The sequence below is a fragment of the Pantoea sp. X-Soil-YNGN-785 genome (assembly GCF_059730585.1).
Map to the genome: position 1 here is coordinate 838,318 of NZ_AP035942.1, position 21,892 is coordinate 860,209.

Here is a 21,892-nt window from a genome sequence, read left to right on the forward strand (position 1 = left end):
TAAATGACTATCAGTGGCGGGCGGTCTGCGGACAGCCTGCCCCAATCAGGAAATTCACTATGTTGCAGTTAACCGCTATTCACCACATCGCCATCATCGCCTCCGACTATCAGCGCAGCAAAGCGTTCTATTGCGACGTGCTGGGCTTTCGTCTGATGGGCGAAGTTTACCGCGAGGCGCGTGACTCCTGGAAAGGGGATCTGGCCTTACAGGATCGCTATACCATTGAGCTGTTCTCTTTTCCCGCGCCGCCAGCACGCGTCAGTCATCCCGAGGCGTGTGGCCTGCGTCATCTGGCCTTTACCGTGCCCGATGTGGCCGCTGCCGTTGCGACGCTGGCCGATAAAGGCGTTGTCTGCGAGCCGATTCGCATTGATGAACTGACCGGTAAACAATGCACGTTCTTTGCCGATCCGGATGGTTTGCCGCTGGAGCTTTATCAGGCGTAAAATAGCGCGCTCAGCGGGCGACATTCGGTCGCCCGATTATCCGGATTCTGCCATGCCTTTGCCCGCTTTTGACGCCCTGTTGCAACCCGATGCCGCGCTGGTGGTTGCGTTCAGCGGCGGACTTGATTCAACCGTGTTGTTGCATCAGCTTCGTGACTGGCATCTGCAGCATCCCGAATCATGCCTGCGAGCGTTGCATGTGCATCACGGTCTCAGCCCAAATGCCGATGCATGGGCCGCCCATTGCCAGACGATATGCGAACAGTGGCAGCTGAGATGTGACGTGCTGCGCGTGACGGTGGATGGCAGGGAAAATGGGATTGAAGCAGCTGCCCGCACCGCCCGTTATCAGGCGCTGAGCGCCGCGCTCAAGCCGGGCGAGATATTGCTTACCGCGCAGCACCTCGACGATCAGTGTGAAACCTTTCTGCTGGCGCTGAAGCGCGGCAGTGGTCCGGCCGGGCTGGCAGCAATGCCTTTATCGCGCATGCTGGGTACGCATCAGCTGGTGCGTCCGCTGCTGAATCAGTCGCGACAGTCGCTGGAAGCTTATGCCGACGTCCATCAGCTGGTGTGGATAGATGATGAAAGTAATCAGGATCTTCGCTACGATCGTAACTTCCTCCGCCAGCGGCTGCTGCCTGAGCTTAATCAGCGCTGGCCCCATTTTGCTGAGGCAACGGCCCGAAGTGCGGCATTGTGCAGTGAGCAGGAGCAGTTACTGGATGAGCTGCTTGCCGGGCAACTGGCCGAGCTGATCCAGCCTGACGGCAGCCTCTATTTTCCACCTTTAATGAACATGAGCACGCTGCGCGCTAACGCGTTATTGCGCCGCTGGATCGCCGGACAGGGTGGAGCGATGCCATCGCGGGATGCGCTGAAGCGTATTCGCGATGAAGTGATGGCGAGCCGGGAAGATGCACAGCCCCGGCTACGCTTCGGCCAGGCTGAATTGCGTCGTTTCCGTCAGCAACTCTACTGGCTGCCGTTATTCACATCGCTGCGCGACACCGAGCTGGCATGGCCCGATATCCGCCAGCCGCTGTCATTACCGCAGAACCTCGGTACGCTGCGTGCCAGCATGTCGCAGAGCCTGTTGCGCTATCCTCTGCCGGATGAGCAGATCAGCGTGCGGTTCCATGCGCAGGGTCAGGTCCATCTGGTGGGCCGCAATGGCGGAAGAGAAATGAAAAAGCTGTGGCAGGAGTTACAGATACCGCCGTGGCAGCGAGAACGGCTGCCGTTAATTTTTTATAACCAGACGCTGGTCTATGTGCCGAATCTCTTTGTCACACACGCGGGCGCGACCAGTGATCAGCAGGGCTGGCAGATAATCTGGGACAGGGCATCCCGCTCAGGAGAGCAATAACAATGAAGCAATGGCTTATCGTCTGTTTAGTGGCCGCCGTATTACCGGCATGGGCGGCGGGTGATGCGCAGCGCGGCGCAGAAAAAGCGGCCAGTTGCATGGCGTGTCATGGCGCAGCGGGCAAAGCGGCGGTGCCGCTCTACCCAAACCTGGCAGGACAACACGCCCCTTATCTGGAGCATGCGCTGCAGGCGTACAAAAAGGGCGAACGCAGTGGCGGTCAGGCTGAGGTCATGAAGGCGTTTGTGGCGGGATTAAGCGATAGTGATATGGCGGATCTGGCGGCATACTACGGTTCGTTACAGCCCTGACGTTTAACAGGGCGGGAAGGTCCCGCCCGGAATACGTGGATTACTCTGCGCTGACCACGACCGTACCCAGTTCGGGATGGGTAAAGCTGGCGATATGGTCGAGACGTAATTCGCGATGCTCACCGGAAAGATCGATAGCCAGATATTCCACATTCTTGCGTGAGAAGATCTCTTTAGCCTTTGCCTTGAGCTGCTCGCCATCTTTCATTTCCAGCGACAGCATCCATTGGTTCTGGCAGGCGAGCTCCAGATTATCGTAATCATCGCAATTGATAGGTTGGTACGCTTCATTTATCAACATAGTCGCTCACCAATAAGTTAGCAGCGGCGTAAGCCGCCTGTTCCCTGACAGAAGAGTTTAGCTCAGTATTTGCGGCAATATCATTAAGCGCCTTTAATGCGCAGCCAATCGCATCCGGTATGTAACCTAAATCCCCGCTGCCGATTTCGGCATATTTCCGGCGAACTAACTCACAATAATTTTGCACGTGGCCCTCCTCAGCAGAGCGTAAATACTCTGGTTAACTGGCGACTATATCATAGCCATTTAGAGGAAATCAGCCTGCGTAAAGCAGGATCAGTGCGCGAATCACTGCTAAAGTGACAGATTCCGCTGTCTGAGACGGAATGAATCAGAGCACAAAAGGTTAATTTGATGAACAGGTTATCGGAGGTCAACGTGATTAAGGTGTGGGGAGCGCGCTAATGATTATGCTATCCCGTTCGGTTGAGATTCCGGAGAGTGAGATCGAGCTGACGGCGATTCGTGCCCAGGGGGCGGGCGGACAACATGTCAACAAAGCCAGTACCGCCATTCATCTGCGCTTCGATATTGCGGCCTCTTCACTGCCTGCGTTTTATAAAGAGCGGTTGCTCACCGCCAGCCATCATCTGATTACCGGTGAGGGCGTGGTGGTGATCAAGGCGCAGGAGTATCGTAGTCAGGAAATGAATCGTGAAGCGGCATTGCAGCGTCTGGTCAATCTGATCCAGGAGTTGAGCACTGTCGAAAAAGCCCGGCGCGCCACGCGCCCAACCCGCGCCTCGAAAGAGCGGCGTCTGGAAGGAAAAGCGCGACGCAGTTCGACGAAAGCGATGCGCGGCAGGGTGCAATAAAAAACGCCCCGCAGGCGGGGCGTTTGTTTCCTGGGCAGGCCCGGTCTCAAAGCAACCGGGCAAACTCTTCAGCTATCAGACGCCCCTCAGGAGAGGCATCTGACCGTTCCTTCAAAGCTTACTTATTCAGAGCCTTCAGCAGGAAATCAACGATTTCATCCTGCTTAATCATCTGCTTCTCACCGGCGCGACGTGATTTATATTCAATCTCCTGATTGTCGAGATTGCGGTCGCCGATGACGATGGTGTGTGGCACACCGATCAGTTCCATATCTGCGAACATCACGCCCGGACGCTCTTTACGGTCATCCAGGATAACTTCAACGCCTTTAGCACGCAGGGTGGCATACAGCTCTTCCGCCAGCTCTTTAACGCGGAACGATTTCTGCATATTCATCGGCAGAATCGCCACCTCGAACGGTGCCAGTGCATCTGGCCAGATGATGCCGCGATCGTCATGGTTCTGCTCAATGGCTGCGGCAACCACGCGGGTGATGCCGATGCCGTAGCAGCCCATGCTCATCACCTGATTACGGCCATCTTCACCCTGAACGGAGGCTTTCAGCGCGTCAGAATACTTGGTGCCGAGCTGGAAGATGTGACCCACTTCGATGCCGCGTTTAATCTGCAGTGTACCTTTGCCATCCGGGCTTAAATCGCCTTCGACCACGTTACGGATATCCGCCACGCTCGCCAGCGGCAGATCGCGCTCCCAGTTAATGCCGAAATAATGCTTACCATCGACGTTGGCACCGGCGCTGAAGTCGCTCATCTTCGCCACGGTACGGTCAGCAATGATTGGCATCTGCAGACCTACCGGTCCAATGGAACCCGGACCAGCTCCTACAGCAGCACGAATCTCTTCTTCCGTCGCGAACACCAGCGGTGATGCAACGATAGCTGATTTCTCTGCTTTGATCTCATTCAGCTGATGATCGCCGCGAACCAGCAGGGCAACCAGTGCATGACCGCTCTCTTCAGCACCTTTAACAATCAGCGTTTTCACTGTCTTTTCAACAGGCACACTGAATTGCTCAACCAGCTCCGCGATGGTTTTTGCGTCTGGCGTCTCGACCAGCTGCATCTCCTGCGACGGCGCGGCACGTTCACCGGCGGGGGCGACAGCTTCGGCCAGCTCAATGTTGGCGGCGTAATCAGAATCGGTAGAGAAGATCACATCATCTTCACCGCTCTGCGCCAGCACCTGGAACTCATGTGATGCGCTGCCGCCGATAGAGCCGGTGTCGGCCTGCACGGCACGGAAATCCAGGCCCATACGGCTGAAGATCTGGCTATAGGCGCGATACATCGCATCATACGTTTCCTGCAGCGATTCCTGTGAAACGTGGAATGAGTAAGCATCTTTCATGATGAACTCGCGTGAACGCATCACGCCAAAGCGTGGACGCACTTCATCACGGAATTTGGTCTGAATCTGATACAGGTTGAGCGGCAGTTGCTTATATGAGCTCAGCTCATTGCGGATGAGGTCAGTGACTACTTCTTCATGCGTCGGACCCAGCACGAAAGGACGCTCGTGGCGATCGGCAATACGTAACAGTTCCGGGCCATACTCCTCCCAGCGACCGCTCTCCTGCCACAGGTCGGCGGGCTGCACAACCGGCATTAAAATCTCAACCGCGCCCGCGTTGTTCATCTCTTCGCGCACGATATTTTCGACTTTCTTCAGCACGCGAACACCGGTCGGTAACCAGGTGTACAAGCCAGAAGCCAGTTTGCGGATCATACCGGCGCGCAGCATCAGCTGGTGGCTGATCACTTCAGCGTCGGAAGGCGTCTCTTTCTGAGTAGAGAGCAGATATTGAGTAGTACGCATTGATTACGGTTCCAGTTGATCGGAAAGTCACAGACAGAATTTTGCTGGCGGCTAGTGTACCAGCGAGATCACCGGCTCAAAAGCGGGTTTTAACGCGGGTCGATAGCGATCACTTCAGTACCGGCATCGTCAATGCGCCAGCGTACATTAAAATCCATCAGCAAGGCCGCATATTCCCGCTCCTGCGTTTCACCCTGACGGTAAGCGGGACGAGGGTCCTGTGCCAGCACCTCACTGATAAAGCGTGCGAGATTGGGGTAGCACGACTGCTGCTGAAGCTGTTGCTGGGCCAGCGCGGAGAAGCGAACCGGCATATCCGCCGCCGGTGCCGTCTGAGCAAACCCGGCCTGCGCATGAGGCAGCGCTTCAGCAAAGGGCAGATAAGGTTTGATATCTACCACCGGCGTGCCATCGACCAGATCCAGACTGCCAAGCTGCAGGATTACCTGCTGTTTTTCAATCCTGATCCCTTTCAGTTCAACCAGCGACATACCAATCGGGTTAGGACGGAACGTTGAACGTGTCGCAAAAACACCCATGCGCGCATTGCCGCCCAACCGGGGAGGGCGAACCGTAGGACGCCAGCCGCCCGCCATCGTCTGATGGAAGACAAACAGCAGCCAAAGGTGACTGAAGTCTTCCAGCCCGCGAACGGCTTCCGGCTGATTGTAGGGGGGCAGCAGGTGAAGTTCGCCGCCGCCATCCTGCACCAGACCTGGCTGGCGCGGCACGGCAAACTTCTCTTTCCACGGTGAACGGATTACCCCAATTTGCGCAAAGGCGAATTCACTCATTGATTGCTGACTTTCAGCGCTGAACCCTGGCAGACGGCCTGACGATAGCAGCCCGGCGTGCCGGTGACGATTTCACACTGATGCAGCAGTACCGCATTGGCTTTCATCTGTGAGGCTTTGATCTGCAGACGTTTACGTGCTGTGGCGATGTTGGCCGGGGAGTTCTGATTACTGATCTGGCAATCTTCAGCGGAGACTTCACCCAGATCGCGGAACGGTTTGCTGACCAGATCGGCGGCATCGGTATAGAGCTTAACCGGGGCCGGTCGTACCACGGGTTTGCGGGTCGGTTGGCTGGATTGCTGCGGCCGGGACGGTGCGCTGCTTATCGGGTGATACTCATGAACACACCCTGTCAGCATCAATGCTAACAAGCAGAGCGGTAAAAAACGCATGGCAACATCCTCAGGTTTCAAAAAGTGGCGTTATTGAAACAAGGACGGGAATAAATAACAAGTCGGGCAGGGTACCCAATAACAGAAAGGGCGACATAGCGTCGCCCTTAAGGAGATGAATAGCTGAATTACCAGCCTTTGACCGCGCCGCCGTTAAAGACTTTGTTAGCGGCTTCGTTCACTTCGTCAGACTGGTAAGCCTGAACGAACTTCTTCACGTTTTCCGCATCTTTATTATCTTCGCGGGCAACAATCAGGTTCACGTAAGGTGAATCTTTATCTTCGACGAAAATGCCATCTTTAGCCGGGGTCAGGCCAATCTGGCTGGCGTAAGTGGTATTGATTACGGCCAGTGCGATCTGCTGATCGTCTAATGAGCGCGGCAGCTGTGGTGCTTCCAGCTCAACGATTTTCAGATGCTTAGGATTCTCAGTGATATCCAGTGAGGTTGGCAGCAAGCCCACGCCATCTTTCAGTTTGATCAGCCCCACTTTCTGCAGCAGCAGCAGCGTACGACCCAGGTTGGTCGGGTCATTCGGAATGGCAACCTGTGCGCCATCCTGCAGCTCATCCAGTGACTTGATCTTCTTCGAATAGCCCGCGATTGGGTAGACGAAAGAGTTACCCACTGAAACCAGCTTGTAACCACGATCTTTGATCTGCTGATCCAGATACGGTTTGTGCTGGAAGGCGTTGACGTCGATATCGCCTTTACTCAGCGCTTCATTCGGCAGCACGTAGTCGTTAAACGTGACCAGCTCAACGTCCAGACCATACTTCTCTTTAGCCACTTTCTGTGCGGCTTCAGCAACCTGCTGCTCAGCACCGACAATGACGCCCACTTTAATGTGGTTTGCGTCTTTCTCTTTTTGATCGCATCCTGCCAGCGCAATCGCGCCAATCAGTGCACCCACAGCGGCAATTTTTTTGAATCTGAAAGACATATCCTTTCCTTCTTAATAATGTGAGATTGCTGGCTTACTTATGGGACACTGCACGCACGATGCGGTCGCCACAGAATTGAATGAGATACACCAAAACCACTAACAACACCAATACCGTATTCATCACCGTGGCGTTGTATCCGATATAACCATACTGATAGCCGATCTGACCCAGACCACCGGCACCCACTGCGCCACCCATGGCAGAGTAACCGACCAGCGTAATCAGGGTAATGGTGGCTGCATTCACCAGGCCCGGCATCGCTTCCGGCAGCAGGACCTTACGGACGATCTGCATTGGCGTAGCGCCCATGGCACGTGATGCTTCAATCAGACCGGTAGGCAGTTCCAGCAAGGCATTTTCAACCATACGCGCAATAAACGGTGCAGCGCCAACGGTCAGCGGCACGATGGCTGCCTGCAGTCCGATGGAGGTGCCAACGATAACGCGGGTAAAAGGAATCATCCAGACCAGTAAAATAATGAAAGGAATGGAGCGGAAGATATTCACCAGCGCGGAGAGCACGCGGTACAGCCCCTGATTCTGTAGAATCTGCCCTGGACGGGTGACATAAAGTAAAACGCCGACCGGCAGGCCCAGTACAAAACCGAAAAAGCCTGAGACGAAGGTCATCATCAGCGTTTCCCATACGCCCCGTCCCAGCAACCACATCATCGCTTCAGACATAACCTAGCACCTCTACTTTCACATGATTCTCTTTCAGCCAGGCTATCGCCTCGCGCGTATCGCTTTCTGCGCCGTGCATTTCGGCCAGCATAATGCCGAACTTCACACCACCGGCGTAATCCATCTGGGCACTGATAATGTTGTTATTCACGTTGTAACGGCGGGCCGCTTCGGAAAGCAGCGGCGCATCAACTGATTTACCGGTGAACTCCAGTCGCAGCAGGGGCACGGTGCCTTCAGCGGCCGTGGCTGAAAGACGCTGCTGGTAATCATCCGGAATATCCAGATGCAGAGTCGACTGAATAAACTGCTGTGCTAACGGCGTCTTAGGGTGTGAGAACACTTCACTGACGCTGTCTTTCTCGATCAGCTCACCGTGACTGATGACCGCAACCTGATCGCAGATGCGTTTCACCACATCCATCTCATGCGTGATCAGGAGAATCGTCAGTCCAAGCCGGCGGTTGATATCTTTCAGCAATTCCAGAATAGAGCGGGTTGTTGCGGGATCCAGTGCGCTGGTGGCTTCATCACACAGCAGAACCTTAGGATTGCTGGCCAGCGCACGGGCAATCGCGACACGCTGCTTCTGACCGCCCGAGAGATTGGCAGGCCAGGCATCATGTTTATCGGATAATCCCACCAGTTCCAGCAGCTCAGTAACGCGAGCGTTGATCTGGGCGCGGGAGAGATTACCGAGTTCCAGTGGCAGAGAAACGTTGCCCGCGACAGTGCGTGAGTTCATCAGGTTAAAGTGCTGGAAGATCATGCCAATCTGGCGGCGCGCCTGGGTTAACTGACGCTCATTAAGTGCAGTCAGATCGGCTCCGTCGACCAGTACGCGGCCTGAAGTGGGGCGCTCCAGCAGATTCACACAACGAATCAATGTACTTTTACCGGCACCGGAAGCGCCGATAACGCCATAAATCTGTCCGGCAGGCACGTGCAGGCTGACATCCGTTAATGCCGGAATAGTCCGCGAGCCCTGCTGAAACACCTTAGTAATATTTTCTAGTTTAATCATTATGTTATTAATTATCGTGTTGCGTTGTCCGTGGTGTGGGAAGCCTCGTCACTTTTAATCGCTATAAAAGCTGGATGGATGTTAAGGCATCCAGACGTCTGAATCAATGGAAGTGATTCAATCTGACATTCTCCCTTTTATAGCAATCATGCGATACTGATCGGCAATTTTTACAGCAGGAGTTTCTACGTGGCGAATAAAGTCCCCGCTATTTTTCTTGATCGTGATGGCACCCTTAATGTCGATAGTGGCTATGTTCATGAGATCGATGACTTCCAGTTTATTGACGGCACAATTGAAGCGCTGCAGCAACTGAAGGCAATGGGATATGCGCTGGTGGTCGTGACCAATCAGTCTGGCATAGCGCGCGGTATGTTTACCGAAGATACCTTTATGCGTCTGACAGAGTGGATGGACTGGTCGCTGGCCGATCGCGACGTCGACCTTGATGGCATCTATTTCTGTCCTCACCATCCCGAAGCAACAGTAGAAGAGTTCCGTCAGGAATGTGACTGCCGTAAGCCACAGCCAGGCATGCTGCTGACCGCACAGGAAGAGCTGCATATTGATATGGCTGCTTCTTATATGGTGGGCGACAAGCTGGAAGATATGCTGGCAGGAAAGGCTGCCGGTGTTGGCACCAAAGTGCTGGTGCGTAGCGGTAAACCGGTCACGGCTGAAGGTGAAGCTGCAGCAGACTGGGTGATTAATAGCCTCGCAGAGCTGCCAGCACGCATTAAACAGGGCTAAAACGGCGCTTTTGTGCAAATTTCAGACGAACAGCAAAAAAGTCTCAATTTGCACTTGCGCTATCTGAGCCGTTCCCTATAATGCGCCTCCACTGACACGGCAAACCGGCAACGGGAAACGGGTCGGGAGGCACAGGAGACTGCGCCGCCGGAGAAAAACTTCTGAGAAAGAGGTTGACTCTGCAGGAGGAAAGCGTAATATACGCCACCTCGCGACAGGACGCTAACGCACTGTTCGCACTGCTCTTTAACAATTTATCAGACAATCTGTGTGGGCACTCGCAGGATTGATATCAGCGTCTCCGGACGCAACAAAATATCAAAGCCTCACGAGTGAACACATAATGAAATTCATTATGACGTTTTACAGATGAGCACCGCTTAACTTGTTTAAGCAAATCAAACTTAAATTGAAGAGTTTGATCATGGCTCAGATTGAACGCTGGCGGCAGGCCTAACACATGCAAGTCGGACGGTAGCACAGAGAGCTTGCTCTTGGGTGACGAGTGGCGGACGGGTGAGTAATGTCTGGGGATCTGCCCGATAGAGGGGGATAACCACTGGAAACGGTGGCTAATACCGCATAACGTCGCAAGACCAAAGAGGGGGACCTTCGGGCCTCTCACTATCGGATGAACCCAGATGGGATTAGCTAGTAGGCGGGGTAATGGCCCACCTAGGCGACGATCCCTAGCTGGTCTGAGAGGATGACCAGCCACACTGGAACTGAGACACGGTCCAGACTCCTACGGGAGGCAGCAGTGGGGAATATTGCACAATGGGCGCAAGCCTGATGCAGCCATGCCGCGTGTATGAAGAAGGCCTTCGGGTTGTAAAGTACTTTCAGCGGGGAGGAAGGCGATGTGGTTAATAACCGCGTCGATTGACGTTACCCGCAGAAGAAGCACCGGCTAACTCCGTGCCAGCAGCCGCGGTAATACGGAGGGTGCAAGCGTTAATCGGAATTACTGGGCGTAAAGCGCACGCAGGCGGTCTGTTAAGTCAGATGTGAAATCCCCGGGCTTAACCTGGGAACTGCATTTGAAACTGGCAGGCTTGAGTCTTGTAGAGGGGGGTAGAATTCCAGGTGTAGCGGTGAAATGCGTAGAGATCTGGAGGAATACCGGTGGCGAAGGCGGCCCCCTGGACAAAGACTGACGCTCAGGTGCGAAAGCGTGGGGAGCAAACAGGATTAGATACCCTGGTAGTCCACGCCGTAAACGATGTCGACTTGGAGGTTGTTCCCTTGAGGAGTGGCTTCCGGAGCTAACGCGTTAAGTCGACCGCCTGGGGAGTACGGCCGCAAGGTTAAAACTCAAATGAATTGACGGGGGCCCGCACAAGCGGTGGAGCATGTGGTTTAATTCGATGCAACGCGAAGAACCTTACCTACTCTTGACATCCAGAGAACTTAGCAGAGATGCTTTGGTGCCTTCGGGAACTCTGAGACAGGTGCTGCATGGCTGTCGTCAGCTCGTGTTGTGAAATGTTGGGTTAAGTCCCGCAACGAGCGCAACCCTTATCCTTTGTTGCCAGCGATTCGGTCGGGAACTCAAAGGAGACTGCCGGTGATAAACCGGAGGAAGGTGGGGATGACGTCAAGTCATCATGGCCCTTACGAGTAGGGCTACACACGTGCTACAATGGCGCATACAAAGAGAAGCGACCTCGCGAGAGCAAGCGGACCTCACAAAGTGCGTCGTAGTCCGGATCGGAGTCTGCAACTCGACTCCGTGAAGTCGGAATCGCTAGTAATCGTGGATCAGAATGCCACGGTGAATACGTTCCCGGGCCTTGTACACACCGCCCGTCACACCATGGGAGTGGGTTGCAAAAGAAGTAGGTAGCTTAACCTTCGGGAGGGCGCTTACCACTTTGTGATTCATGACTGGGGTGAAGTCGTAACAAGGTAACCGTAGGGGAACCTGCGGTTGGATCACCTCCTTACCTGAAGATACCTTCCCGCGCAGTGCTCACACAGATTGTCTGATAAAAAGTAATGAGCAGGACGGCTGCGAAGTCGTGACACTATCGTGTCCCCTTCGTCTAGCGGTTAGGACTCCGCCCTTTCACGGCGGCAACAGGGGTTCGAATCCCCTAGGGGACGCCACCTGCTTGGTGACAGGTGAAAGGTGTCTCCATACAGTATCTCAAAACCGATTTGGTTGCGTAAGCAGCCGGGTCGCGTTTGAGATATTTGCTCTTTAACAATCCGGAACAAGCTGAAAATTGAAACGACGTGTCGTTTTCATTCTCCGTAATAAGAATGAAAAATACGATGCGTTCGAGTCTCTCAAATGCTTGCAGCTCGCAGCGTTGAAAAACGCCTGTGGGTTGTGAGGTTAAGCGACTAAGCGTACACGGTGGATGCCCAGGCAGTCAGAGGCGATGAAGGACGTGCTAATCTGCGTAAAGCGACGGTAAGGTGATATGAACCGCTACAGCCGTCGATGTCCGAATGGGGAAACCCGGTGCACTCTGTGCATCATTGCAGCATGAATACATAGTGCTGCAAGGCGAACCGGGGGAACTGAAACATCTAAGTACCCCGAGGAAAAGAAATCAACCGAGATTCCCCCAGTAGCGGCGAGCGAACGGGGAGCAGCCCAGAGCCTGAATCAGCATGTGTGTTAGTGGAAGCGTCTGGAAAGTCGCAGGGTACAGGGTGATACTCCCGTACACAAAAGCACATGTGCTGTGAGCTCGATGAGTAAGGCGGGACACGTGGTATCCTGTCTGAATATGGGGGGACCATCCTCCAAGGCTAAATACTCCTGACTGACCGATAGTGAACCAGTACCGTGAGGGAAAGGCGAAAAGAACCCCGGCGAGGGGAGTGAAACAGAACCTGAAACCGTGTACGTACAAGCAGTGGGAGCCTTCTTTATGGGGGTGACTGCGTACCTTTTGTATAATGGGTCAGCGACTTATATTCTGTAGCAAGGTTAACCGTATAGGGGAGCCGCAGGGAAACCGAGTCTTAACTGGGCGTTAAGTTGCAGGGTATAGACCCGAAACCCGGTGATCTAGCCATGGGCAGGTTGAAGGTTGGGTAACACTAACTGGAGGACCGAACCGACTAATGTTGAAAAATTAGCGGATGACCTGTGGCTGGGGGTGAAAGGCCAATCAAACCGGGAGATAGCTGGTTCTCCCCGAAAGCTATTTAGGTAGCGCCTCGTGAACTCATCCTCGGGGGTAGAGCACTGTTTCGGCTAGGGGGCCATCCCGGCTTACCAACCCGATGCAAACTGCGAATACCGAGGAATGTTATCACGGGAGACACACGGCGGGTGCTAACGTCCGTCGTGAAGAGGGAAACAACCCAGACCGCCAGCTAAGGTCCCAAAGTCATGGTTAAGTGGGAAACGATGTGGGAAGGCACAGACAGCCAGGATGTTGGCTTAGAAGCAGCCATCATTTAAAGAAAGCGTAATAGCTCACTGGTCGAGTCGGCCTGCGCGGAAGATGTAACGGGGCTAAACCATGCACCGAAGCTGCGGCAGCGACGCTTAGGCGTTGTTGGGTAGGGGAGCGTTCTGTAAGCCGTTGAAGGTGTGCTGTGAGGCATGCTGGAGGTATCAGAAGTGCGAATGCTGACATAAGTAACGATAAAGCGGGTGAAAAGCCCGCTCGCCGGAAGACCAAGGGTTCCTGTTCAACGTTAATCGGAGCAGGGTGAGTCGACCCCTAAGGCGAGGCCGAAAGGCGTAGTCGATGGGAAACAGGTTAATATTCCTGTACTCGGTGTTACTGCGAAGGGGGGACGGAGAAGGCTATATCAGCCGGGCGACGGTTGTCCCGGTTTAAGCGTGTAGGCGGAGGGTCCAGGTAAATCCGGTCCCTTATTAACGCTGAGGCGTGACGACGAGGCACTACGGTGCTGAAGTGATAAATGCCCTGCTTCCAGGAAAAGCCTCTAAGCATCAGGTAACACAGAATCGTACCCCAAACCGACACAGGTGGTCAGGTAGAGAATACCAAGGCGCTTGAGAGAACTCGGGTGAAGGAACTAGGCAAAATGGTGCCGTAACTTCGGGAGAAGGCACGCTGGCGCGTAGGTGGAGGGATTTACTCCCCGAGCCGAAGCCAGTCGAAGATACCAGCTGGCTGCAACTGTTTATTAAAAACACAGCACTGTGCAAACACGAAAGTGGACGTATACGGTGTGACGCCTGCCCGGTGCCGGAAGGTTAATTGATGGGGTTATCCGCAAGGAGAAGCTCTTGATCGAAGCCCCGGTAAACGGCGGCCGTAACTATAACGGTCCTAAGGTAGCGAAATTCCTTGTCGGGTAAGTTCCGACCTGCACGAATGGCGTAATGATGGCCAGGCTGTCTCCACCCGAGACTCAGTGAAATTGAACTCGCTGTGAAGATGCAGTGTACCCGCGGCAAGACGGAAAGACCCCGTGAACCTTTACTACAGCTTGACACTGAACATTGAGCCTTGATGTGTAGGATAGGTGGGAGGCTTTGAAGCGCGGACGCCAGTCTGCGTGGAGCCAACCTTGAAATACCACCCTTTAATGTTTGATGTTCTAACGTAGGCCCGTGATCCGGGCTGCGGACAGTGTCTGGTGGGTAGTTTGACTGGGGCGGTCTCCTCCTAAAGAGTAACGGAGGAGCACGAAGGTCAGCTAATCACGGTCGGACATCGTGAGGTTAGTGCAATGGCATAAGCTGGCTTGACTGCGAGAGTGACGGCTCGAGCAGGTGCGAAAGCAGGTCATAGTGATCCGGTGGTTCTGAATGGAAGGGCCATCGCTCAACGGATAAAAGGTACTCCGGGGATAACAGGCTGATACCGCCCAAGAGTTCATATCGACGGCGGTGTTTGGCACCTCGATGTCGGCTCATCACATCCTGGGGCTGAAGTAGGTCCCAAGGGTACGGCTGTTCGCCGTTTAAAGTGGTACGCGAGCTGGGTTTAGAACGTCGTGAGACAGTTCGGTCCCTATCTGCCGTGGGCGCTGGAGAATTGAGGGGGGTTGCTCCTAGTACGAGAGGACCGGAGTGAACGCACCACTGGTGTTCGGGTTGTCATGCCAATGGCATTGCCCGGTAGCTAAGTGCGGAAAAGATAAGTGCTGAAAGCATCTAAGCACGAAACTTGCCCCGAGATGAGTTCTCCCTGACCCCTTGAGGGTCCTGAAGGGACGTTGAAGACTACGACGTTGATAGGCCGGGTGTGTAAGCGCAGCGATGCGTTGAGCTAACCGGTACTAATGACCCGTGAGGCTTAACCTTACAACGCCAGAGGCGTTTTTGAGAGACACGATTTTCAGCCTGTACCGGATATTCTGCGCGGCCCCTGTGGCGGCGCGGAGACAGAATTTGCCTGGCGGCTTTAGCGCGGTGGTCCCACCTGACCCCATGCCGAACTCAGAAGTGAAACGCCGTAGCGCCGATGGTAGTGTGGGGCCTCCCCATGCGAGAGTAGGGAACTGCCAGGCATCAAATTTGTTCCTTTTCCTCTGACAGGGAAAATAACGGGAACAGACGGTTATCAGCCGGTTGCTGATAAGCGTGAAAGAATCGGTGGAGCGGTAGTTCAGTTGGTTAGAATACCTGCCTGTCACGCAGGGGGTCGCGGGTTCGAGCCCCGTCCGTTCCGCCACTTAATTGGAAAGCCCTGACTTAACGGTCAGGGCTTTTTCCATTGCAGCAAATAAGCCAGTTCAAAAGACCTCACATGCGCCACGGCTGCTCAGCTGTCCACTCGCTGAGAAAATCGATAAAAGCCCGCACACGCTGACTCACGCCGATATCGCTGTAGTAGACCGCATTGAAGGGCATCTCGACCGGCAGACGTTGATCGGCCAGCACCTCCACCAGTGTTCCTTCTGCAACCTCACGATCGATCATATAGTCTGACAGACAGGCAATACCATTGCCGGTAAGGCAGAGCTGCTTAATCGTCTCTCCACTATTAGAAGAGATAGCCCAGTCAATATCATAGAGTTCGCCGCTTTCACGTGCGATGGGCCAGCGATTGAGCCTCGGGGATTCTTCAAAGCCAAGACAAGCGTGGTTATCCAGATCGGTCACCTTTTGTGGTACACCGTGCTCACGGAGATAGGCAGGTGACGCGACAACCCTGCGAAAACTGTTAAACAGCAATCTGGCGCGTAGCGTTGAGTCCGTAAGATTGCCGGCACGAATCGCAATATCCACTTTCCGTTCAATCAGATTGATAAAACTCTCTGAGGAGATCAATGAAAGCGTCACCCCGGGATAGCGCTGGCGAAAGGGCTTAACCATCGGCATCAGCAAATGCAGAATAACCGGTGTCGCGGCATCAACGCGCAATAGCCCTTTGGGCTCATGTAAGCTTTCTATCAAATCGCTTTCTGCGGTAGTCATCTCCTGCAAAAAGCGCTGAACATGGCGGAAATAGCATTCGCCTTCCTGCGTAAGTGCCAGCTGTCGCGTGGTACGGGTCAGCAGAGCAATGCCCAGCTTGTTTTCCAGTTTTTTTATGGTTCTGCTGACGGCAGAGTTTGCCATCTGCAACTGCTCAGCAGCGCGGCTGAAACTTCCACTCTCTACTACACTGACAAACACTTTAAGTTCGTCAGAAGATGCCTTCATTTTGCCGCCCTATAGTATCGTATTTATTTAGCTATTTTATGAACGATTATACTGGCATAACCAGTACAGGTGTCCTCAATGATGGCACCGTTGATGTGGCCTGGCTCTGCCTCGTTTAGCTTAGCGAGCTTAAACTAACGCCTTTATTCTGGAAAAGCGTGATGAATTCTGACATTCACCTGCATCCATTGAAACCCCGGTCTAGAATCCCTATAACAGACAGGTGTTAACTGTATTTTTGAATTATCAGCCAGGCGGGAAAGTGCGCAAAAAAACTTATGCAATGCGATATGTAGCAGGACAACCAGTGGAACAGATCTTTCCACCTGGGGCGATGCTCCATCTCGGCCAGGCACTGCCACCCGGCGCACCGTTGCCCGCGCATCCAAACCTTAAAGTTCTGGTATGGAATATTTTCAAGCAGCAGCGTGCAGACTGGATGTCAGTGCTGGAAGGATTTGGTAAGGATGCGCATCTGGTGTTACTGCAGGAAGCGCAGACCACACCCGAACTGGTGCAGTTTGCCACCAGTAATTATCTGGCTGCCGATCAGGTGCCTGCCTTTGTGCTGCCTCAGCATCCCTCTGGCGTGATGACGCTTGCTTCTGCCCATCCGGTCTATTGTTGCCCATTACGCGAGCGTGAGCCTCTGCTGAGGCTGTCAAAATCGGCACTGGTTACGGCGTATCCGCTGCCAGCAGGAGAAATGCTGATGGTGGTTAACATCCATGCGGTTAACTTCAGCCTGGGTGTCGACGTCTACAGTAAACAGCTGGGGCCCATCGGCGAACAGATCATGCATCATCAGGGACCGGTAATCATGGCAGGGGATTTCAATGCCTGGAGCCGTCAGCGTATCAATGCGCTCTACCGGTTTGCACAGAGGATGAAGCTGGAAGAGGTGATGTTTACGGCCGATCACCGCCGCAAAGCGTTTGGTCGCCCGCTGGATTTCGTCTTCTATCGCGATCTCAGAGTAAGTGAGGCATCCGTACTGGTGACGCGCGCTTCCGATCATAATCCGTTACTGGTGGAGTTCAGTTCAGGCGGCTAATACGGCGCCGGGCCTGAGAGGGATATGGGTGTGAGGCCTGAATAGCGGCAGATGAATAAATGAAAAAGGCTGACAAATGTCAGCCTTTTCAACGTATCAGGTATCCGGTGTTGCGTTATTATTCACAAACAGCGTTAAGTTATCGCCGGGTTGAATATCTTTCGCACTGTCCAGCACACTGTTCCAGCGCATCACGTCTTTGATATTGACGCCGTGATGACGGGCAATACTGTCAAGAGAATCACCCTTACGAACACGATAGGTGATGCTGTTGCCGTTATCAGCCAGTCGGGTGCCGTTCGAACCGATGGTCAGCGTCTGACCCGGTCGGATATCAGCACCGCGCAGGTTGTTTTCCTGCTTCAGTGTCGAGACGCTAACGCCAAGTTTAGCGGCGATACCAGAAAGCGTATCACCCCGTCGCACTTTGTACCCGCCACTCGCGCTGGCTTTCGCAAGCTGCACAGGCTGTATCGCTGCGATGTCACCGGAAGCCAGTGAGTTTCGCAATTTCGCGACGTTCGACTTCGGCACCATAATATAGTGCGGGCCGTTTGGCGCTGTTGCACCGCCTTTGTAGCCGGTATTGAAGCTCTTAAGTTTCGTGAGCGACATACCTGCCATTTCAGCAGCCTGCGTCAGCTGTATCTGCTGACCCACTTCCACTCGTGCCAGAGCACGACTTTCATTGGGTGTCGGCAGTTTGATACCGTAACGCTTGTTATTTTTGAGCAGTTCACTCAGAGCTAACATTTTAGGCACATACACGGTCGTTTCGCGTGGCAGCGATAAATGCCAGAAGTCAGTCGGCTTACCGCGCGCCTTATTCTGCTTAATCGCTTTGAGCACCCGTCCTTCACCACTGTTGTAAGCAGCGATGGTCAGTAACCAGTCACCGTCAAACATGGTGTTAAGACGCTGCATCATATCCAGCGCAACTTTCGTGGATGCGACTACATCACGTCGCCCATCGTAATACTGGTTTTGTTTCAAACCATAGTTTCGACCCGTAGCTGCAACAATCTGCCAGATACCAGCGGCATTGGCGGATGAGGTTGCGCGAGGGTCAAAAGCGCTCTCCACTATGGGTAGCAGTACCAGTTCCATCGGCATTTTACGTTTCTGTATCTGCTCGACTATCCAGTACATGTACGGCTCTGCCCGTAATGTTACATCGTGGAGATAGCTCTTATTTTTTAAAAATTTACTTTTTTGTTCGCGGATTGCCGGGTTTTCCGGAATCCCCATCTTCAACTCGTCACTAATGAAACTCCAGAGATCTGCGTCTGCTGCGAGGCCAGTTCCATCTTCCTGCCATCGCGGCGACAAAAACTCGTCTCCGTACTTTCCATTTTCACCTTGACCAGCTGAAGACAGACTCTGTGCATGCTGTTCGGGGATATTGGCATCGTTCCTGGACGCCTGACATCCTACCAGCAAGACTGAGGCGAGTAAGATCGCTTTAGCCTTCATGTGTGTGTCAATAGTTCGCTTAAAAGACGAGCAACTATACGTGACGACTTTTCACAACACAACCCGAAAAATCAAAAAGCGTCTTTCTTCTCGCGTAGAACAGCAAATGTCCGCCATATCGGTTCATCAGTAACGTTAACGTTTAATGCCCTTTGCAAATCAATATCTTGCGTACGCAGAAATAAATTTATTGACCGTTCGTGCGCCAGTTTTGTTGGCAAACTAATGCCATTTTCGGCACGTAAGTCCTTAATTTTCTGGTATTCGGCCGTTATTTGCGGGTCATGGGGCAGAATAGCCGCAGCAAACTTCAGATTGGATAAAGTATATTCATGCGCGCAGCAGACTAAGGTTTCTCCTGGATGCTGATTAAGCTTTTGAAACGAATCATACATCTGCTCTGGTGTACCCTCAAAAAGGCGTCCGCAGCCGCCTGAAAAGAGAGTGTCGCCACAGAAAAGATAAGGTGAGCTGTAATATGAGATATGTCCTAAAGTGTGACCAGGGGTATGGATCACTTCAAAGGTCAGGCCCAGTACGGTGACTTTATCCCCTTCGCTGACTATCGTTCTGGCCCCTTTCGCTTCGGTTTCCTGAGGACCGTAAACCTCAAGGTGAGGGAAGTGCTCACATAATGTTTTCACGCCGCCCGTATGGTCGTTATGGTGGTGAGTCAACAGAATCGCGACTGGCTGCCAGCCGTTTGACGCCATTTTTTCTAACACTGGCTGAGCTTCGCCGGGATCAACGATCAGGCATTTACCCTCATCATCATTCAGCGTCCAGATGTAGTTGTCCTGCAACGCAGGAATACTGGTAAGATTCATCATCACCTCTCGCAGGTCGTAGGAAAAGGAAGAGCGTAAAGCATGAAGCCCGCTAAATCACGCCAGGTTCTGAACGCACCGCTGTCCTGGCGCAATATGCCGTGGGGAGATTATTTCCGCGACGCGCTAACGCAGCAGCTTCAGCCTTACCTTGGAAAGCTTTATGGCTTTCATATGCTTAAGCTTGGCAACCTCAGCGCAGAAATCAACACCGAAAACTGTGCTATTTCACATCAGGTCAATGTGGGCAGTGAAGGCGAGCTGTTACAGGTGCGGGCTGACCCGATGCAGTTGCCGTTTGAGTCGAAGTCGATTGATGCCTGTTTGCTGGCCCATACGCTCGCCTGGAGTCAGGATCCTCACCGGGTGCTACGCGAAGTGGACAGGGTGTTAATCGATGATGGCTGGATGATCATCAGCGGCTTCAATCCCTTCAGCCTGCTTGGTGTGAGTAAAATGGTACCGGGATTAAACCGCAAAGCACCCTGGAGCGGGCGGATGTTCAGCCAGATGCGATTGCTCGACTGGCTGGGATTGCTGAATTATGAGGTGGTCTACCGCACCCGATTTCAGGTGCTGCCGTGGCACCGGCAGGGCGGAAAACTGATCAGCGCCCACTTACCGGCGCTGGGGTGTCTGAATATTGTGGTGGCGCGTAAGCGAACCTTCCCGCTGCTGCCAACCCGGGCAAAGAAGAGCCTGAGCACCAGCAAGATCCGCCAGACGGTCAATGCCACGCGTCAGTTTCGCAAGGCAGAGGATCAGGACTCCGCTTTATAACCGATATCCTCAAAGGCAGGATTTTCGGCCGCGCTGCGGGCCAGCACGTCGCAGCGCTCGTTTTCCGGGTGTCCGGCATGCCCTTTAACCCACTCCCACTGAATCTTATGGGTGCTGAGGGCTAAGTCGAGACGCTGCCAGAGATCGACATTCTTCACCGGCTTTTTATCGGCAGTTTTCCAGCCACGCTTCTTCCAGTTATGGATCCAGCTGGTGATCCCCTGACGCACATACTGACTGTCGGTGCTGAGCACCACATCGCACGGCTGGGTCAGCGCTTCAAGCGAGATAATCGCCGCCATCAGCTCCATCCGGTTGTTAGTGGTAAGGTAATAGCCCGCGCTGAAGGTTTTCTCATGGTGACCGTAGCGTAAAATCGCACCGTAACCGCCGGGACCGGGATTTCCAAGACAGGATCCATCGGTGAATATTTCTACCTGTTTGCGCATCTCTGGTAGACTTCCTCTCAAAAGCGCCAAGTCTGACATAAAACGGGTCTTATGAGCACTGCAAATAACCGCCAGATCGTTCTCGATACTGAAACCACCGGCATGAACATGATCGGGGTACATTATGAGGGGCACCGCATCATTGAGATTGGTGCGGTAGAGGTGATTAACCGTCGCCTGACCGGCAACAATTTCCATATGTATCTCAAGCCCGATCGGCTGGTCGATCCTGAAGCTTTTGGTGTACATGGGATTGCGGATGAGTTTCTGGCCGACAAGCCCGCGTTCAGCGAAATCGCCGATGAGTTTCTCGACTACATTCGCGGTGCCGAGTTAGTCATTCATAACGCGCCGTTTGATATCGGCTTTATGGATTACGAATTTTCAAAGCTGAACCGCGGCATTGAGAAAACCGAAACCTTCTGCAAAATTACCGACAGCCTGGCTCTGGCGCGTCGAATGTTTCCCGGCAAGCGTAACAGCCTTGATGCGCTCTGCTCACGTTACGAAATAGACAACACCAAACGTACGCTGCACGGCGCACTGCTCGATGCCGAGATTCTGGCTGAAGTGTTCCTGACCATGACCGGCGGGCAGACGTCACTCTCCTTCTTATCAGAAAGTGAAAGCGCCCGGCAGGCACAGGGAGAGAGCATTCAGCGCATCGTGCGTCCCGCTTCTGCACTGCGTGTGGTGACGGCCAGCGAAGAAGAGGTCGTTGCTCATGAGTCCCGTCTGGATCTGGTGATGAAAAAAGGCGGCAGCTGTCTGTGGCGCGGCTGAAGAGCCTGTTTTTGTGGATAAAATCAGCGCCAAGCTGAAAAAAACAGCAAACGATTCATTCACCTGGAAAAAGCGTTGACGCCGTAACGGCCTGCCATTACTATGCGCCTCGTTCCCGACGGGGAACAAAGCGCGGAGCGGTAGTTCAGTTGGTTAGAATACCTGCCTGTCACGCAGGGGGTCGCGGGTTCGAGCCCCGTCCGTTCCGCCAATCTCTTTAAAAAAGCCGATTCAGAAATGAATCGGCTTTTTGCTGT

Annotated in this window: 20 protein-coding genes, 3 tRNA genes and 3 rRNA genes; 14 read left to right on the forward strand and 12 right to left on the reverse strand. The window is 53.6% G+C overall.

Annotated elements, in window-relative coordinates; genetic code table 11:
• Nucleotides 1–59: 59 nt before the first annotated feature.
• Genes AC6I8E_RS03675 through AC6I8E_RS03685 form a run of 3 tightly spaced genes read left to right on the forward strand, consistent with a single transcriptional unit; the run spans nt 60 to nt 2,129 of the window.
• Complete coding sequence (locus tag AC6I8E_RS03675; RefSeq protein ID WP_013356853.1) at nt 60–449, forward strand: VOC family protein; 390 nt, start codon at nt 60–62, stop codon at nt 447–449.
• A 52-nt stretch (nt 450–501) separates the two neighbouring features.
• Nucleotides 502–1,818 (forward strand): tRNA lysidine(34) synthetase TilS, encoded by a 1,317-nt coding sequence (gene tilS, locus AC6I8E_RS03680; RefSeq protein WP_497824440.1) that lies wholly within the window; start codon nt 502–504, stop codon nt 1,816–1,818.
• A 2-nt stretch (nt 1,819–1,820) separates the two neighbouring features.
• Nucleotides 1,821–2,129 carry a c-type cytochrome gene (locus tag AC6I8E_RS03685; RefSeq protein ID WP_013356855.1) on the forward strand — a complete coding sequence of 103 codons (309 nt, stop codon included), beginning with the start codon at nt 1,821–1,823 and terminating at the stop codon, nt 2,127–2,129.
• Nucleotides 2,130–2,169: 40 nt separating this feature from the next.
• Here AC6I8E_RS03685 and rof read toward each other — a convergent pair whose 3' ends face one another.
• Both rof and AC6I8E_RS03695 read right to left on the reverse strand, forming a co-directional pair.
• Nucleotides 2,170–2,430: a Rho-binding antiterminator gene (rof, locus tag AC6I8E_RS03690; RefSeq protein ID WP_013356856.1), complete on the reverse strand. Its 261-nt coding sequence runs from the start codon at nt 2,428–2,430 to the stop codon at nt 2,170–2,172.
• Entirely contained in the window at nt 2,417–2,617 is a 201-nt protein-coding gene (locus tag AC6I8E_RS03695; RefSeq protein WP_003852623.1) for a YaeP family protein, read from the reverse strand. The genes rof and AC6I8E_RS03695 overlap by 14 nt, the downstream gene beginning before the upstream one ends.
• Nucleotides 2,618–2,834: 217 nt before the next feature.
• Between AC6I8E_RS03695 and arfB the strand changes: the two genes are divergently transcribed.
• Nucleotides 2,835–3,245, forward strand: coding sequence for an alternative ribosome rescue aminoacyl-tRNA hydrolase ArfB (arfB, locus tag AC6I8E_RS03700; RefSeq protein WP_095707659.1), 411 nt, complete (start codon nt 2,835–2,837; stop codon nt 3,243–3,245).
• Nucleotides 3,246–3,363: 118 nt separating this feature from the next.
• Here arfB and proS read toward each other — a convergent pair whose 3' ends face one another.
• From proS to metN, 6 genes are all read right to left on the reverse strand, one after another.
• Nucleotides 3,364–5,082: a proline--tRNA ligase gene (gene proS, locus AC6I8E_RS03705; RefSeq protein WP_013356858.1), complete on the reverse strand. Its 1,719-nt coding sequence runs from the start codon at nt 5,080–5,082 to the stop codon at nt 3,364–3,366.
• 89 nt (nt 5,083–5,171) lie between these two features.
• Entirely contained in the window at nt 5,172–5,876 is a 705-nt protein-coding gene (gene tsaA, locus AC6I8E_RS03710; protein ID WP_497824441.1) for a tRNA (N6-threonylcarbamoyladenosine(37)-N6)-methyltransferase TrmO, read from the reverse strand.
• Complete coding sequence (rcsF, locus tag AC6I8E_RS03715; protein WP_013356860.1) at nt 5,873–6,271, reverse strand: envelope stress sensor lipoprotein RcsF; 399 nt, start codon at nt 6,269–6,271, stop codon at nt 5,873–5,875. Before rcsF ends, tsaA begins: the two co-directional genes overlap by 4 nt.
• Nucleotides 6,272–6,399: 128 nt before the next feature.
• On the reverse strand, nt 6,400–7,215 hold the full coding sequence (locus AC6I8E_RS03720) for a MetQ/NlpA family lipoprotein (RefSeq protein WP_013356861.1): 816 nt from the start codon (nt 7,213–7,215) through the stop codon (nt 6,400–6,402).
• Between the two features lie 34 nt (nt 7,216–7,249).
• The gene (locus AC6I8E_RS03725; RefSeq protein WP_009091958.1) at nt 7,250–7,903 is read right to left on the reverse strand and encodes a methionine ABC transporter permease MetI; all 654 of its coding nucleotides are present in this window, start codon (nt 7,901–7,903) and stop codon (nt 7,250–7,252) included.
• Complete coding sequence (gene metN / locus AC6I8E_RS03730) at nt 7,896–8,927, reverse strand: methionine ABC transporter ATP-binding protein MetN (protein WP_033731647.1); 1,032 nt, start codon at nt 8,925–8,927, stop codon at nt 7,896–7,898. Before metN ends, AC6I8E_RS03725 begins: the two co-directional genes overlap by 8 nt.
• 189 nt (nt 8,928–9,116) lie before the next feature.
• On the opposite strand from metN, the gene gmhB reads away from it, so the two are divergent.
• The 6 genes from gmhB (at nt 9,117) to AC6I8E_RS03760 (ending at nt 15,295) form a co-directional block, all read left to right on the forward strand.
• Nucleotides 9,117–9,677 (forward strand): D-glycero-beta-D-manno-heptose 1,7-bisphosphate 7-phosphatase, encoded by a 561-nt coding sequence (gmhB, locus tag AC6I8E_RS03735; RefSeq protein ID WP_061061670.1) that lies wholly within the window; start codon nt 9,117–9,119, stop codon nt 9,675–9,677.
• 406 nt (nt 9,678–10,083) lie between these two features.
• Nucleotides 10,084–11,623 (forward strand): 16S ribosomal RNA (locus tag AC6I8E_RS03740).
• Nucleotides 11,624–11,711: 88 nt separating this feature from the next.
• Nucleotides 11,712–11,786 (forward strand) — tRNA-Glu (locus AC6I8E_RS03745).
• Nucleotides 11,787–12,016: 230 nt separating this feature from the next.
• Nucleotides 12,017–14,925 (forward strand): 23S ribosomal RNA (locus AC6I8E_RS03750).
• A 90-nt stretch (nt 14,926–15,015) separates the two neighbouring features.
• Nucleotides 15,016–15,131, forward strand: a 5S ribosomal RNA gene (gene rrf, locus AC6I8E_RS03755).
• The 16S, 23S and 5S rRNA genes sit together here with 2 tRNA genes alongside, the layout of an rRNA operon.
• A gap of 87 nt (nt 15,132–15,218) precedes the next feature.
• Nucleotides 15,219–15,295: transfer RNA gene (locus AC6I8E_RS03760), tRNA-Asp, on the forward strand.
• A gap of 71 nt (nt 15,296–15,366) precedes the next feature.
• On the opposite strand, the gene yafC is transcribed toward AC6I8E_RS03760, so the two are convergent.
• Nucleotides 15,367–16,269, reverse strand: coding sequence for a DNA-binding transcriptional regulator YafC (gene yafC, locus AC6I8E_RS03765; protein ID WP_418162426.1), 903 nt, complete (start codon nt 16,267–16,269; stop codon nt 15,367–15,369).
• Nucleotides 16,270–16,531: 262 nt separating this feature from the next.
• On the opposite strand from yafC, the gene AC6I8E_RS03770 reads away from it, so the two are divergent.
• Complete coding sequence (locus AC6I8E_RS03770) at nt 16,532–17,323, forward strand: endonuclease/exonuclease/phosphatase family protein (RefSeq protein ID WP_033732016.1); 792 nt, start codon at nt 16,532–16,534, stop codon at nt 17,321–17,323.
• Between the two features lie 96 nt (nt 17,324–17,419).
• Here AC6I8E_RS03770 and mltD read toward each other — a convergent pair whose 3' ends face one another.
• Entirely contained in the window at nt 17,420–18,796 is a 1,377-nt protein-coding gene (gene mltD, locus AC6I8E_RS03775; RefSeq protein ID WP_497824442.1) for a murein transglycosylase D, read from the reverse strand.
• Between the two features lie 71 nt (nt 18,797–18,867).
• Nucleotides 18,868–19,623, reverse strand: a complete 756-nt coding sequence (gloB, locus tag AC6I8E_RS03780) for a hydroxyacylglutathione hydrolase (RefSeq protein ID WP_497824688.1) — start codon at nt 19,621–19,623, stop codon at nt 18,868–18,870.
• A 42-nt stretch (nt 19,624–19,665) separates the two neighbouring features.
• On the opposite strand from gloB, the gene AC6I8E_RS03785 reads away from it, so the two are divergent.
• The gene (locus tag AC6I8E_RS03785; protein WP_497824443.1) at nt 19,666–20,403 is read left to right on the forward strand and encodes a class I SAM-dependent methyltransferase; all 738 of its coding nucleotides are present in this window, start codon (nt 19,666–19,668) and stop codon (nt 20,401–20,403) included.
• Here AC6I8E_RS03785 and rnhA read toward each other — a convergent pair.
• Nucleotides 20,385–20,852 carry a ribonuclease HI gene (gene rnhA, locus AC6I8E_RS03790; protein ID WP_497824444.1) on the reverse strand — a complete coding sequence of 156 codons (468 nt, stop codon included), beginning with the start codon at nt 20,850–20,852 and terminating at the stop codon, nt 20,385–20,387. The genes AC6I8E_RS03785 and rnhA overlap by 19 nt on opposite strands.
• A gap of 51 nt (nt 20,853–20,903) precedes the next feature.
• Here rnhA and dnaQ point away from each other — a divergent pair, with 51 nt between their 5' ends.
• A complete protein-coding gene (gene dnaQ / locus AC6I8E_RS03795; protein WP_013356870.1) occupies nt 20,904–21,635 on the forward strand; it encodes a DNA polymerase III subunit epsilon in 732 nt (243 codons plus the stop codon).
• Nucleotides 21,636–21,769: 134 nt separating this feature from the next.
• Nucleotides 21,770–21,846: transfer RNA gene (locus AC6I8E_RS03800), tRNA-Asp, on the forward strand.
• The last annotated feature ends 46 nt before the right edge of the window (nt 21,847–21,892 follow it).

Bases quoted from the DNA above. Each gene is read 5' to 3' on its own strand.
- gloB (WP_497824688.1), bottom strand. From the start codon at position 19,623: ATGAATCTTACCAGTATTCCTGCGTTGCAGGACAACTACATCTGGACG.
- proS (WP_013356858.1), bottom strand. From the start codon at position 5,082: ATGCGTACTACTCAATATCTGCTCTCTACTCAGAAAGAGACGCCTTCC.
- AC6I8E_RS03785 (WP_497824443.1), top strand. From the start codon at position 19,666: ATGAAGCCCGCTAAATCACGCCAGGTTCTGAACGCACCGCTGTCCTGG.
- metN (WP_033731647.1), bottom strand. From the start codon at position 8,927: ATGATTAAACTAGAAAATATTACTAAGGTGTTTCAGCAGGGCTCGCGG.
- dnaQ (WP_013356870.1), top strand. From the start codon at position 20,904: ATGAGCACTGCAAATAACCGCCAGATCGTTCTCGATACTGAAACCACC.
- tilS (WP_497824440.1), top strand. From the start codon at position 502: ATGCCTTTGCCCGCTTTTGACGCCCTGTTGCAACCCGATGCCGCGCTG.
- AC6I8E_RS03675 (WP_013356853.1), top strand. From the start codon at position 60: ATGTTGCAGTTAACCGCTATTCACCACATCGCCATCATCGCCTCCGAC.
- AC6I8E_RS03725 (WP_009091958.1), bottom strand. From the start codon at position 7,903: ATGTCTGAAGCGATGATGTGGTTGCTGGGACGGGGCGTATGGGAAACG.
- rnhA (WP_497824444.1), bottom strand. From the start codon at position 20,852: ATGCGCAAACAGGTAGAAATATTCACCGATGGATCCTGTCTTGGAAAT.
- mltD (WP_497824442.1), bottom strand. From the start codon at position 18,796: ATGAAGGCTAAAGCGATCTTACTCGCCTCAGTCTTGCTGGTAGGATGT.
- yafC (WP_418162426.1), bottom strand. From the start codon at position 16,269: ATGAAGGCATCTTCTGACGAACTTAAAGTGTTTGTCAGTGTAGTAGAG.
- rcsF (WP_013356860.1), bottom strand. From the start codon at position 6,271: ATGCGTTTTTTACCGCTCTGCTTGTTAGCATTGATGCTGACAGGGTGT.
- rof (WP_013356856.1), bottom strand. From the start codon at position 2,430: ATGTTGATAAATGAAGCGTACCAACCTATCAATTGCGATGATTACGAT.
- AC6I8E_RS03685 (WP_013356855.1), top strand. From the start codon at position 1,821: ATGAAGCAATGGCTTATCGTCTGTTTAGTGGCCGCCGTATTACCGGCA.
- tsaA (WP_497824441.1), bottom strand. From the start codon at position 5,876: ATGAGTGAATTCGCCTTTGCGCAAATTGGGGTAATCCGTTCACCGTGG.
- arfB (WP_095707659.1), top strand. From the start codon at position 2,835: ATGATTATGCTATCCCGTTCGGTTGAGATTCCGGAGAGTGAGATCGAG.
- AC6I8E_RS03720 (WP_013356861.1), bottom strand. From the start codon at position 7,215: ATGTCTTTCAGATTCAAAAAAATTGCCGCTGTGGGTGCACTGATTGGC.